This window comes from Bisbaumannia pacifica, assembly GCF_007989625.1.
GTDB classification, from domain to species: domain Bacteria; phylum Pseudomonadota; class Gammaproteobacteria; order Pseudomonadales; family Halomonadaceae; genus Bisbaumannia; species Bisbaumannia pacifica.
Genome location: NZ_BJUK01000008.1, coordinates 107,067 through 118,411, shown reverse-complemented (window position 1 = coordinate 118,411; position 11,345 = coordinate 107,067). Strand labels below are relative to the sequence as shown.

Genomic DNA, 11,345 nt, shown 5'->3' with positions numbered 1-11,345 from the left:
AAGATCGGCTCGGCGGAGCGAGCCTCGACTCGACTCCCGCATTATAGGGAATTTCTCGGCGATTTCGCCCCCCCTGGAGGAGAGATTTCGGCCGCTGAAGGTATCATGACCCAAACGCGGCACATGGGGTGCCGCCTTCGTCCCAGGGAGCCCTCGTCATGCAGCCCATGCCCGCCAACGACCCACCCCGGCAGCGTGCCCCCCGGCGCGAGATCCTCGGCTGGGCGATGTTCGATTTCGCCAACCAGGCCTACACCCTGCTGATCATCACCGTGGTCTTCGGCGAGCTCTTCACCACCGTGATCGTCGGCGATCGCGGCGACGACTACCGCTTCGCCAACCTGCTGTGGAGCCTGGCCCTGGCCCTGAGCTACCTGCTGGTGGTGGTCAGCGGCCCGGTATGCGGCGCCATCATGGACTTCGCGGCGGCCAAGAAGCGCTTCCTCTTCGTCAGTTACCTGGTCACGGTGGCGGCCACGGCACTGCTCTACTGGGTGGCGCCGGGCCAGGTATGGCTGGGCTTCGCGCTGATCGTGATCTCCAATACCGCCTACTCGCTGGGCGAGTCCTTTATCGCCGCCTTCCTGCCCGACCTGGGGCCGCCCCGGGACCTGGGCAAGATCTCCGGCTTCGGCTGGGCGCTGGGCTATGTGGGCGGGCTCTTCGCCGCCGGCTTCACCCTGGTGGTGCTGGGCGAGGCCACCGCCGAGAACTTCGAGCGCATCCGCTGGGTGGGGCCCTTCGCCGCCGGCTTCTTCCTGATCACCGCGATTCCCACCTTCCTATGGCTCAAGGAGCGTGGGCGCGCTCGCGCCCTGCCGTCGGGGCAGGGCTACGCCGCCATCGCCCGGGCAAGGGTCGCCACCACCCTGCATGAGCTGAGACGCTTCCGCGACCTGGCGACCTTCCTGGTCTCGCTGCTGTTCTCCATGGCCGGCGTCTATATCGTCATCGCCTTCGCCTTTATCTACGGCGCCCAGGTGATCGGCTGGGACGCCGAGATTCGCAACCTGATGTTCGTTATCGTGCAGATCACCGCGGCGGCGGGGGCGCTGGGGTTCGGTTTCATCCAGGACCGCATCGGCGCCAAGGTGACCTACCTCGGCACCCTGGGGCTCTGGGTGGCGGCGATCCTCGCCATCTGGGCCACCCCCGAGCTGACCGCCTGGCTCAATGCCCGCCTCGGCCTCGACTGGCAGGCCCAGCACCTCTTCCTGGTGGTGGGCTGCCTGGCGGGCCTCTCCCTGGGCTCCAGCCAGTCCGCCAGCCGCGCCCTGGTGGGGCTCTTCTCGCCGACCACCAAGGCCGCGGAGTTCTTCGGCTTCTGGGGCCTGGCCAACAAGCTGGCCGGGGTCTTCGGCATCATTGCCCTGGGCCTGCTGCAGTCCCTGGTAGGGTTGCAGGCCTCCATCCTGCTCTGCGCGGCGCTGTTTGTCGTCGCCATCCTGGTCTGCCTGTTCGTCAACCAGCCCCGTGGCCAGCGTGCCGCCGAGGCCTGGCATAACGGTCGGGCACCCTAAGGCGGGGGCTCAGGTGGGCCGTTCCAGGGCAAAGCGGTCGCTGCAGCGTACGAAATCGGAGCCGGCCAGGCGGCCGATGGGCTGCAATGCCTCCAGGTGCACATGGCGGCCATCCCAGACTCGTTCGTCGGCGTGGATCACCACCACCTCGGCGAGCACCAGGTTGCCGGCCAGGGGCCGGTCGCCGAAGGAAATTACCTCGCGCACCCGGCAGCCGAAGGCCACGCGGGCCTCGGCGATGCGCGGCACCTTCAGCTCCCCCAGGGGCGCCTTGGTCAGCCCCGCGTGGGTGAACTCGTCTTCGCCATAGTGCAGTGGGGCGCTGGTGGCATTGAGGGCCCCGGCCAGGGGCTCGCCACCGATATGGATGATGCATTCGGCGCCGGCCGCCAGGTTGCGGGTGGTGTCCTTGGCTTCGCCCTGACCATTGAGCAGCGGCGAGAAGGCCAGCACCGGCGGATCGACGCTGGCCACGTTGAAGAAGGAGAAGGGCGCCAGGTTGGCCTGGCCCTGGGCATTGATGCTGGACACCCAGGCAATGGGGCGTGGCGCGACGGCGCCGGAGAAGAGGCGATAGAGGGTGCCGGCGGAGAGCTGCTCGGCGTGCAGTGGTGAGGAATTCATGGGATTCTCGCGGTACGGGGTCGGTAACCCTCCCAGCATGGGGCGGGGCCTCCGCCGAAGCAAGGAGAGGCGAATGCGAGACGACAGGGCCGCCCGGCGCTTCGGTCTGGGCATGATGCTGCTGTTCTGGGCGCTGCTGATCGGCAGCGGGAGCTGGTGGTTTCATCTGTACCTGGAGGAGCGCCGCAATCCCAATACCCACCTGGTGCAGGTCAGCGACGGCGGCGAGCCGGTGCGCCTCAAGCGCAATGCCGGCGGCCACTTCGTGGCCACCGGGCGCATCAATGGCGAGCCGGTGGAGTTCATGATCGACACCGGCGCCAGCTACGTGGCCCTGTCCGAGGAGCTGGCCGAGCGCCTGGGGCTGGCGGTGGGCGCCTCCGCCTGGTTCCAGACCGCCAGCGGTCGCAGCCGGGGCTACCTGACCACTCTCGACGAGGTGGCCCTGGGCGGGCTCAGCGCCCGCCAGGTACGCGGCGCCATCAATCCCGGCATGAGCCCCGACCTGGCCCTGCTGGGCATGAGCTTCCTCAACCACTTCGATATCCAGATTCGTGGCGAGGAGATGATCCTCTCGCCGCCCCGGCGCTGAATCACCGGCGTGCCCGGGGCCGTCCTTCGACGTCCTGGCGTTCTCTCGCCGAGCCACTCTTTGCCTCACGACTCGCGACACTCCGATATTTAAGGGCGTCATCTCGCCGGATGGCCAGTCGAGAACTGTTCTCGGCATCTTTGCGTTATGTTATAAGGTATCTTTTTGCGGCGTATTCTGCCGAATCCCCTGCCAAGGAGCCCCGTTTGATGCCTTCCCCACGACGCCTGCTCGCCGGCCTGGCCCTGGCCACCACCCTGATCTCCCCGCCGCTGCTGGCCGAGTCGCGCCCCCTGGCGGTGGTCGCCCCCTGGGAAATCACCGGCAGCGACCCCGCCACTTCCGGTTATATCTTCGGCCGCATGGGCATCGCCGAGACCCTGGTCGAGGTGGACGCCGAGGGACGCCTGACCCCGGGGCTGGCCAGCGACTGGGTGGTCGATGGGGCGGGCCTGAGCTGGCGCTTCGAGCTGCGCGATGGGGTGGTCTTCCATGACGGCACGCCGCTGACCGCCGAGGCGGCGGCCGACAGCCTGCGCCATGCCTGGGCCAAGCCGGGGATGCTCGACTCGGCGCCGATCACCGCCATCGAGGTCGATGGCGATGCCGTGGTGATCAGCCTGGAGGCGCCCTTCGCGCCGCTGCCGGCGCTGCTCACCCACTCCACCACCCAGATCCTGGCCCCCGCCGCCTATGCCGACGGTGGTCGGGTGGAGGCGATGATCGCCACCGGGCCCTATCGTCTCACCGAGCTGGCGCCGCCCCAGCGCCTCAGTGCCGAGCGCTTCGCCGACTACTGGGACGCGGCGCCGGCCATCGAGGCGGTCAGCTACCTGGCGGTGGGGCGTGGCGAGACCCGTGCCCTGATGGCCGAGAGCGGCGACGCCGATATCGTCTTTACCCTGGACCCCGCCAGCCGCGGCCGCCTGGCCCGTGATGAGGGCCTGGCGCTGCACGCCGAGCCGCTACCGCGCACCATCGTGCTCAAGGTCAATGCCGGTCACCCCTTCCTGGCCGAGGAAGCGGCGCGCCGCGCGCTGAGCCAGGCCATCGATCGCCGCGGCATCGCCGCCGGCCTGCTGCGCGACCCCGAGGCCGCCGCCCCGGAGCTCTTTCCGGCGAGCCTGGGGCCCTGGCACCTGGGGCTGGATGGCGAGGCCGGCGGCGACCCGACCTCGGCCCGGGCGTCGCTCGAGGCCCTGGGCTGGCAGGCCAATGATCGGGGCGTCCTCGAGCGTGACGGCACCCCCTTCCGCCTGACCCTGACCACCTTCGCCGACCGTCCCGAGCTGCCGCTGGTGGCCACCGCCCTGCAGGATCAGTGGCGCGAGCTGGGCATCGACCTGGAGGTGGCGGTGAGCAACGCCAGCGCCATCCCCTCCGGGCACCGGGACGGTAGCCTGGAGCTGGGCCTGGCGGCGCGCAACTATGGCCTGGTGCCCGACCCCCTGGGCACGGTGCTGGAGGACTTCGGTGGCGACCCGGCGCAGCCCGGCGGCGACTGGGGCGCCATGCACTGGTCGGATGCCGAGGTCAGCGCCTGGCTCGATACCCTGCGCCAGGACGCCGATCCCGAGCTGGGTGAGGAGTTGGCCGGCCGCGTCGCCGCGCGGCTGAATCGGGCCATGCCGGTGATTCCGGTGGCCTGGTATCAGCAGACCGCCGCGGTCAATGCCGAGCTGGAGGGCTTCTCCATCGATCCGCTGGAACGCAGCTATCGCCTGGAGGCGCTCACGTGGACGCAATAAACGCCCGGCGCTTTGGTTCTCGGCGCTTCCCGGCCCTGGGCGCTGGCCTGGGTCGGGTGCTGCTGCCGCGATTGCTGCAAGCCGGCCTGGTGGCCTGGCTGGTGGGCACCCTGACCTTCGTGCTGACCCGCACCCTGCCCGGCGACATGGCCTACCGCATCGCCGCCGGCCGCTACGGTCATGACATGGTCGACGGCGCCGCCGCCGAGGCGGTGCGCACCGAGCTGGCCCTGGATCAGCCGGCGCTGCTGGCTTACCTGAGCTGGCTGGGAGACCTGCTGCGCCTCGACCTGGGGCGCTCCCTGGTCAGCGGTGCCCCGGTGATCGAGGAGCTGGGACACCTGCTCGGCCACTCCCTGGGCCTGGCCGCGGTGGCACTGCTGCTCTCGCTGCTGCTGGGCCCGCCGCTGGGCCTGGCGGCGGGGCTGCGCCCCGGCGGTGCCCTGGACCGGGTCAGCGAGGCCGTGGCCAGCCTACTGCGGGCGCTGCCGCCCTTCGCCCTGGGGTTGCTGCTGATCCTGCTCTTCTCGGTGAGCCTGGGCTGGCTGCCCGCCGCCGGTCACGGTCGGAGTGCCCACTTCGTGCTGCCGGCGCTGACCCTGGCCCTGGCGCTGGCCGCGGTCTCCAGCCGGGTGGCGCGCCATGCCATGGTCGAGGTCTCCGGCTCCGCCTATTACGCCTTCTCGCGCACCAAGGGGTTGGGCGAGCGGCTCAGCTTCCTGCGCCACGGCCTGCGCAATGTCGCCCTGCCCATCGTCGCCTACCTGGGCGTGCAGTTCGTCACCCTGATCGAGGGCGTGGTGGTGGTGGAGACCCTGTTCGCCTGGCCCGGCATCGGCCATGCCCTGGTGCATGCCATCGTCGCCCGGGACCTGCCGATGATTCAGGGCACCGCCCTGCTGATGGGGCTGCTGTTCGTGGCCCTCAATACCGGGGTGGACCTGTTCTGCCACGGGCTCGATCCCAGGAGGCGTCAGCCATGAAGCTTTCCCTTGCCTTGGGCGCCGCCCCGGCCGATGGGTGGCGCCGCCTCTCGACACGCCGGCGCCTGGGGCTCGTCCTGCTGGGGCTGCTGCTGGCCGTGGCCTGGCTGACGCCCTGGCTGCATGACGCCGACCCGGCCCGCCAGCAGCTCACCCGCATCCTCGAGTCGCCGACGCTGGCCGCACCCCTGGGGACCGATCATCTGGGTCGCGATATGCTGGCGCGTACCGCCGCGGCCCTGCGCCTGTCGCTGGACATGGCGCTGCTCAGCGTGGTCAGCGCCGCCGTGCCGGGGATCCTGCTGGGGGTGATCGCCGGCTGGCGGGGCGGCTGGGGCGACCGGGTGCTGGGCGGCCTCGCCGACGCCTGCCTGGCGCTGCCGGGGCTCTTGCTGGTGCTGCTGCTGGCGGCCATCGCCCCCGGTAACTTCTGGGCCCTCTACGTGGGCATCGCCCTGGTGCTGTGGATCGAGTACTTCCGGGTGGTGCGCGCCCGCACCCGGGTGCTGGTGGCCTCGCCCCAGTTGGAGGCCAGCCGCCTGCTGGGCTTCGGCCCCGGCTACCTGTTCCGCCGCCACCTGTGGCCGGAGCTGGCTCCCCAGGTATTGACCCTGGCCGCCTTCGGTGCCGCCAGCGCCATCCTGGCCATGGCCGCTCTGGGCTTCGTCAGCGTCGGCCTGCGTCCGCCCACCGCCGAGCTGGGGCTGATGATGACCGAGCTGCTGCCTTACTACCACGAGGCCCCCTGGGCCATGGCCCAGCCGATCCTGGCGCTCTGCCTGCTGGTGCTGAGCCTGAATCTGCTGGCGGCAAAGGAGACGAAATGAGCGAGATATTGCTAGAGGGGCACGCCCTCGGCGTCCACGGCGAGGGCGTGAGCATCGCCCCCGTCGATTTCTCCCTGGCCCGTGGCGGTCGCCTGACCCTGCTCGGCGAGACCGGCTCCGGCAAGAGCCTGATCGCCCAGGCCATTATGGGCACCCTGCCAAGCGGCCTCGCCGCCAGCGGCGAGCTGACGATCGAGGGACAGGCCTATGCCGCCGCCGAGGGCGCCACGCGCCGCGCCCTCTGGGGGCGGCGCCTGGCACTGCTGCCCCAGGAGCCCTGGCACGCCCTGGACCCGACCATGGCCTCCGGCGCCCAGGTGGCCGAGAGTCACCGATACTTGCGCGGCCTGGGGCGCCGCCGGGCCCGGGAGGCGGCCCGGCGCGATCTGGTCGGCCTGGGCCTGGGCCTGGCCGACGCCGAGGGCAGCTTGCCCGGCGAACTCTCCGGGGGCATGGCCCAGCGAGTCGCCTTCGCCGCGGCCAGCGCCGGCGGCGCGCCCCTGGTGATCGCCGATGAGCCCACCAAGGGGCTCGACGCGCCGCGTCGCGATGCCGTGGTGCGGCTGCTGGCCGCCACTCCGCAGCGGGGCGGGGCCCTGCTGACCATCACCCACGATATCGAGGTGGCCCGGCGCCTGGGCGGCGAGGTGATCCTCCTGCGCCGGGGCCGGGTGGTGGAGCGAGGCCCCGCCGAGCGGCTGCTGAGCGCGCCGCGCAGCGACTATGCCAAGCGCCTGCTGGAGGCGGAGCCGAGCCGTTGGCCGGCCCCGCCGCCGCCCCCGGCCACGTGTGGAGAGCCCGTCGTCGAGGCCCGGGGGCTAGCCAAATGGCGTGGCGGCCGCGCGCTGTTCCGCGACCTGGCGCTGAGCCTGAGGCCCGGCGAGATCGTCGGCGTGGTGGGGCCCTCGGGCTGCGGCAAGAGCACCCTGGGCGACCTGCTGCTGGGCCTGACCGGGACGGATGCGGGGGAGGTCAAGCGCGCCGCGGGCCACCGCTTGGCCTTCCAGAAGCTCTACCAGGACCCGCCAGCGGCCTTCTCACCCCACTGGTCCCTGGCCCGACTGTTGGATGACCTGGTGCGCCGCCACCGCCTGGATCGCACCGCCATCGCCCCGCTGATGACGCGGCTGGGGCTGGATCGGGAGCTATTGGCGCGTCGTCCCGGCGAGATCTCCGGCGGCGAGCTGCAGCGCTTCGCCATCCTGCGGGTGTTGCTGATGGAGCCGCGTTTCCTGTTCGCCGACGAACCCACCTCGCGCCTCGACCCCATCACCCAGCGCGATACCCTGGCGCTGCTGGTGGAGCTGGCCCGGGAGCGTCACTGCGCGGTGATGCTGGTCAGCCACGACCCGGCGCTGATCGAACGGCTCTGCGACCGGCGCCTGGTGCTGGGGCAGGGGGAGGCCGTGCTCGCGCCCGAGAGCCTCGACGCCCAGGCGGTCTAGTGGGTTTGTCGCCGGGAGGCAACAGCGCGAGGAACAAATCGACAACACTGGCGAACGGCTGGAGGGGCCGGGCGGGCCAGGGCTAATCTGAACAATGTTCGATAACCTTGGAGGACGCCCCCCTATGACGGCCCCAGATCCCACCACTCCCGGCGATACGGCCAAGCGCCAGCGCCGCAAGCTGCTGGCCTCCCTGGGCCTGGGACTCGCCGGCGCCTATGTGGCGCCGACCCTGTTCAGCCTCGGCCAGGCCCAGGCCCAGGCCTGGGACGGGCATGGTGACCGCCGCTCGCGCCCCAGTCGCAGCCGTCCCAGCTACTCGCGCCCCAGCCGCAGTCGGCCCAGTCGCTATCACGGCCATCGCCGCCACCCTACGGATCGTCGCTACTGGGGCCGCCACGAACGCTATGACCGGCATGTCTATCGGCGGGTCGAGGATTACCGGGATGACCCGGTACGGCTGGTGGAGGACCTGATCTTCGACCCGCCGGAACGCTGGTAATGGCGGCCCTGGATCTCTCGTTGCCCGGCCTGGGACGCTGCCTGCGCCTGGTGGATGCCCCCGAGGTGACCCGCACGCTGGTGGCGACCCTGCCCGGCTGGACCCCCAGCGTCTGCCCGGCCCGAGGCGGTGCCCCGGCCATTCGCCTCTATCGTTGCGGTGCCGGTTATCGCCAGTACGCCCCGGCGCTGCCCGGGGGACTCGACCTGCCCACGGCCACGGCGGCGGCCTCCAGTCTGATCGCCGACCTGGCCGGCGAGGTCCTGGCTGCCGACCGCAACCAGGACCTGCTCGGCCTGCACTGCGCCAGCGTGGAGATCGATGGGCGGCTGGCGATCTTTCCCGAGGCCCACCGGGCCGGCAAGAGCACCCTGAGCCTGGCCTTCGCCGCGGCGGGGTATCGGCTCTTCGGCGACGATGTCCTGGGCCTGACGCCCACCGGCGAGGGCATGGCGCTGGGCATCGCGCCGCGGCTGCGCCTGCCCCTACCCGAGGGCCTGGCCCCGGAGCTGCTGGCCTACTTCCATCGCCATGCCGGCCCCGGGGACTGCCGCTATCGCTTCCTGCGGCCCTCTCGTCTCGCTGCCCATGGCGAGACCCGCCCGCTGGCGGCCATCGTCCTGCTGGAGCGCGACGCCGGCCTCGCTGCCGCCGAGGTGGTGCGGCTCTCCCCGGGGGAGGGGCTGGCCCAGTTACTGCGCCAGAACTTTGCCGACGAGCGCGACGACGCGGCCCTGATGCCCCGGTTGCTGCCGCTGATGGAACGCCTGCCCTGCCTGCTGCTGCGTTATGCCGAGCCCCTGGCCGCGGCCCGCGAGCTGGCCCGTGTCCTGCGAGCCGGCGTGGAGGTCCCGGCGCGTGAGGCGGGGCGGATGGTCGCGAGCCGCGGGGGCCCCCTGGTGCCGAGCCACCGTTGGCGCCCTGCGCCACGGGTCCATGCCTATCCACTGGGCGACGAGCTCTTCCTGATCCATGGCCCCAGCGGCGGCATCCATCGCCTCAACGCCAGCGGCCACGCCGTCTGGGCGCTGCTGGCCGAGGAGGCGCTTTCCCTCGACGCACTCGCCGACTGCCTGGCGGAGCACTTCGACCGCCCCCGCACGACGCTGGCCCGCGACCTGCACGCCCTGCTGGCGGGGCTGGTCGAGGCCGGCCTGGTGATCCCCGCCGAGCCCCTCGCCGACGCCTCCTAGCTCAGGCTCGTTTCGGTACGCGCCGAGCCGCCGGCATAACGGCGATAGAAGGCCGCCAGCTCGGCGGCCTTGGCGTCCTCGTGCCAGTGTCGCGCCTGGGCCTGGCCGCGACGCGATAGCTCGCCGGCCAGGCGCGGGTCGGCCAGCAGGCGGTTGACCTTGGCGGCGAAATCCTCGAGGTCCTCCTCGGCGATCAGGCAGCCTTCCCCCTCGACCAGCACCTCCCGGGTGCCCATCACCGCCGTGGAGACCACCGGCGTCCCCAGGGCCAGGGCCTCCAGCAGCACCAGTCCCTGGGTCTCGGTGCGCGAGGCGAAGACGAAGGCATCGGCGGCGCGATAGGCGGCCTGCAGGGGACCGTGACGGCCCAGGTAGCCGAGGAAGTGTACCGCCCGGGCCACGCCCAGTGCCTCGGCCTGGCGGGCCAGCGACTCCCGGGCCGGACCTTCGCCGGTGATCACCAGGTGCGTCTCGGGATGGGTGGCCAGCACCCTCGGTAGCATCGCGATCAAGAAATCGATGTTCTTCTCGTGTGCGGTGCGTCCCACGAAGAGCAGCAGACGCGCCCGCTGCGGCAGGCCATGGCGGGCGCGAAAGTCGCCCGGCGGTCCGGCCTGGGTGAAGGGTTCCAGGGCCAGGCCGGTGGGAATCACCGCCAGGGGCGTGGTGACGCCATAGTCGGCCAGCGCCCCGGCCATGGCCCGGGAGGGGGCCACCAGGGCGCGCAGCTGTCGACATTGGCGCACCGAGAGGCGCCGGGCGGCGAAGCGCAGCCAGGCGCGGGGCAGCCAGCGCACATAGTGGTGCAGGTACTCCTCGAAGAGGGTGTGGTAGCTGGCCACCACCGGAATCCCGAGGCGACGGCCCAGGGCCAGGCCGGCATAGTGGGCCACGAAGGGCGTATGCACATGAATCAGGTCGAAGCCCTCCAGGGCCAGGGACTCGGCCAGGGCCAGCACCCGCCGGTAGCGCATCAGGCGATCCTCCGGGTCGCCGGGGACGCCGCGGGAGGCGATGCGTCGGACCCCCGGCTCGTCCACCTGGCCCACCGGGTAGTCCGGGCAGATCAGCGTGACCCGATGGCCCTGGCGCTCCAGGGCGCCGCGGAAGCTGTCGATGGAGGTGGAAACGCCGTTGACGCGGGGAAAGTAGACGTCCGAGAGCATCAGCAGCTTCATGGCGGACCTGCATGGCGAGAGGGGCAGGCGTTATCCTCGCCCCGTGCCATGACGCGGCGGTGACAGGGCGGTGGCTTCGCCGGGGCACGCTATGCTGAAAGCGAGCGAGGCGTCCCGTCCTCCCGTGATCCAAGGAGAGCCTTCATGTTGGAGTTCATGTCCCATCCGGCGGAGCATGTCGTGGCCATCAAGATCGGCGGCGTGGTCACCGCCTCGGAGCTGCAGCAGGCCATCGACGCCATCGAGGCCGCCAAGCGCAACCACCCTAGGATCAGCCTGCTGGCCGAGCTCGACGATATGCGCTGGATGACCCTGACCGCGCTGCTCAAGGACATCGGCTACGGCCTGACCCAGCTCGGTGACCTCAAGCGCTACCACCGTGCCGCCGTGATCACCGACAAGGAGTGGATCAAGCATATCGCCCACCTCGAGGATCGCCTCTTCAAGGCCATGGAGATTCGCACCTTCCCGGGTCGCGACTATGCCGCCGCCATGGCATGGGTCGGCGAGCTGCCCAAGGGGGCCCACGAGAACCCCGAGGAAGACGGCTATCATGGCGCCTGATGGCCAGCCCTATAATCTGCAATAAGTTAAATTAGGGCATTGCGATTGCTGTCCGCCTGCAGCACCCTATGGCCCGTTCGGCACGCCGGCCTCGGAGGGGGCTTCTCGATGCCCCCTTCGTTATGCCAGGCCGTGCCGGAGACGGTATCGCCGTAGCCAGCCGTGCTGG

At 71.0% G+C, this 11,345-nt stretch carries 11 protein-coding genes; 9 read left to right on the top strand and 2 right to left on the bottom strand.

All coding sequences use genetic code 11. The features are described from left to right. Window positions 1-158: 158 nt before the first annotated feature. Window positions 159-1,520 carry an MFS transporter gene (locus tag HPA02_RS05290; protein ID WP_146802039.1) on the top strand — a complete coding sequence of 454 codons (1,362 nt, stop codon included), beginning with the start codon at window positions 159-161 and terminating at the stop codon, window positions 1,518-1,520. Between the two features lie 9 nt (window positions 1,521-1,529). Here the strand turns inward: HPA02_RS05290 and HPA02_RS05285 are convergent, their stop codons facing one another. Continuing rightward, on the bottom strand, window positions 1,530-2,144 hold the full coding sequence (locus HPA02_RS05285; RefSeq protein ID WP_146802038.1) for a flavin reductase family protein: 615 nt from the start codon (window positions 2,142-2,144) through the stop codon (window positions 1,530-1,532). A 73-nt stretch (window positions 2,145-2,217) separates the two neighbouring features. On the opposite strand from HPA02_RS05285, the gene HPA02_RS05280 reads away from it, so the two are divergent. From HPA02_RS05280 to HPA02_RS05250, 7 genes are all read left to right on the top strand, one after another. Continuing rightward, window positions 2,218-2,736 carry a retropepsin-like aspartic protease family protein gene (locus HPA02_RS05280; RefSeq protein WP_146802037.1) on the top strand — a complete coding sequence of 173 codons (519 nt, stop codon included), beginning with the start codon at window positions 2,218-2,220 and terminating at the stop codon, window positions 2,734-2,736. A 209-nt stretch (window positions 2,737-2,945) separates the two neighbouring features. Beyond that, window positions 2,946-4,484: an ABC transporter substrate-binding protein gene (locus tag HPA02_RS05275; protein WP_146802036.1), complete on the top strand. Its 1,539-nt coding sequence runs from the start codon at window positions 2,946-2,948 to the stop codon at window positions 4,482-4,484. Then, on the top strand, window positions 4,472-5,467 hold the full coding sequence (locus tag HPA02_RS05270; protein WP_244945864.1) for an ABC transporter permease: 996 nt from the start codon (window positions 4,472-4,474) through the stop codon (window positions 5,465-5,467). Before HPA02_RS05275 ends, HPA02_RS05270 begins: the two co-directional genes overlap by 13 nt. Further along, window positions 5,464-6,294: an ABC transporter permease gene (locus HPA02_RS05265; protein ID WP_146802035.1), complete on the top strand. Its 831-nt coding sequence runs from the start codon at window positions 5,464-5,466 to the stop codon at window positions 6,292-6,294. The genes HPA02_RS05270 and HPA02_RS05265 overlap by 4 nt, the downstream gene beginning before the upstream one ends. Next, window positions 6,291-7,739: an ABC transporter ATP-binding protein gene (locus HPA02_RS05260; protein WP_146802034.1), complete on the top strand. Its 1,449-nt coding sequence runs from the start codon at window positions 6,291-6,293 to the stop codon at window positions 7,737-7,739. The genes HPA02_RS05265 and HPA02_RS05260 overlap by 4 nt, the downstream gene beginning before the upstream one ends. Before the next feature lie 124 nt (window positions 7,740-7,863). Continuing rightward, window positions 7,864-8,241 (top strand): hypothetical protein, encoded by a 378-nt coding sequence (locus tag HPA02_RS18195; RefSeq protein WP_186809931.1) that lies wholly within the window; start codon window positions 7,864-7,866, stop codon window positions 8,239-8,241. Beyond that, window positions 8,241-9,434, top strand: coding sequence for a PqqD family peptide modification chaperone (locus HPA02_RS05250; RefSeq protein ID WP_146802033.1), 1,194 nt, complete (start codon window positions 8,241-8,243; stop codon window positions 9,432-9,434). The genes HPA02_RS18195 and HPA02_RS05250 overlap by 1 nt, the downstream gene beginning before the upstream one ends. Here the strand turns inward: HPA02_RS05250 and HPA02_RS05245 are convergent. Continuing rightward, complete coding sequence (locus HPA02_RS05245; protein ID WP_146802032.1) at window positions 9,431-10,612, bottom strand: glycosyltransferase; 1,182 nt, start codon at window positions 10,610-10,612, stop codon at window positions 9,431-9,433. The two genes, HPA02_RS05250 and HPA02_RS05245, sit on opposite strands and share 4 nt — an antisense overlap. A gap of 144 nt (window positions 10,613-10,756) precedes the next feature. Here HPA02_RS05245 and HPA02_RS05240 point away from each other — a divergent pair, with 144 nt between their 5' ends. Next, on the top strand, window positions 10,757-11,176 hold the full coding sequence (locus HPA02_RS05240; RefSeq protein WP_146802031.1) for a SpoIIAA family protein: 420 nt from the start codon (window positions 10,757-10,759) through the stop codon (window positions 11,174-11,176). Window positions 11,177-11,345: the final 169 nt, after the last annotated feature.

Bases quoted from the DNA above. Each gene is read 5' to 3' on its own strand.
- HPA02_RS05290 (WP_146802039.1), top strand. From the start codon at position 159: ATGCAGCCCATGCCCGCCAACGACCCACCCCGGCAGCGTGCCCCCCGG.
- HPA02_RS05285 (WP_146802038.1), bottom strand. From the start codon at position 2,144: ATGAATTCCTCACCACTGCACGCCGAGCAGCTCTCCGCCGGCACCCTC.
- HPA02_RS05280 (WP_146802037.1), top strand. From the start codon at position 2,218: ATGCGAGACGACAGGGCCGCCCGGCGCTTCGGTCTGGGCATGATGCTG.
- HPA02_RS05275 (WP_146802036.1), top strand. From the start codon at position 2,946: ATGCCTTCCCCACGACGCCTGCTCGCCGGCCTGGCCCTGGCCACCACC.
- HPA02_RS05265 (WP_146802035.1), top strand. From the start codon at position 5,464: ATGAAGCTTTCCCTTGCCTTGGGCGCCGCCCCGGCCGATGGGTGGCGC.
- HPA02_RS05260 (WP_146802034.1), top strand. From the start codon at position 6,291: ATGAGCGAGATATTGCTAGAGGGGCACGCCCTCGGCGTCCACGGCGAG.
- HPA02_RS18195 (WP_186809931.1), top strand. From the start codon at position 7,864: ATGACGGCCCCAGATCCCACCACTCCCGGCGATACGGCCAAGCGCCAG.
- HPA02_RS05250 (WP_146802033.1), top strand. From the start codon at position 8,241: ATGGCGGCCCTGGATCTCTCGTTGCCCGGCCTGGGACGCTGCCTGCGC.
- HPA02_RS05245 (WP_146802032.1), bottom strand. From the start codon at position 10,612: ATGAAGCTGCTGATGCTCTCGGACGTCTACTTTCCCCGCGTCAACGGC.
- HPA02_RS05240 (WP_146802031.1), top strand. From the start codon at position 10,757: ATGTTGGAGTTCATGTCCCATCCGGCGGAGCATGTCGTGGCCATCAAG.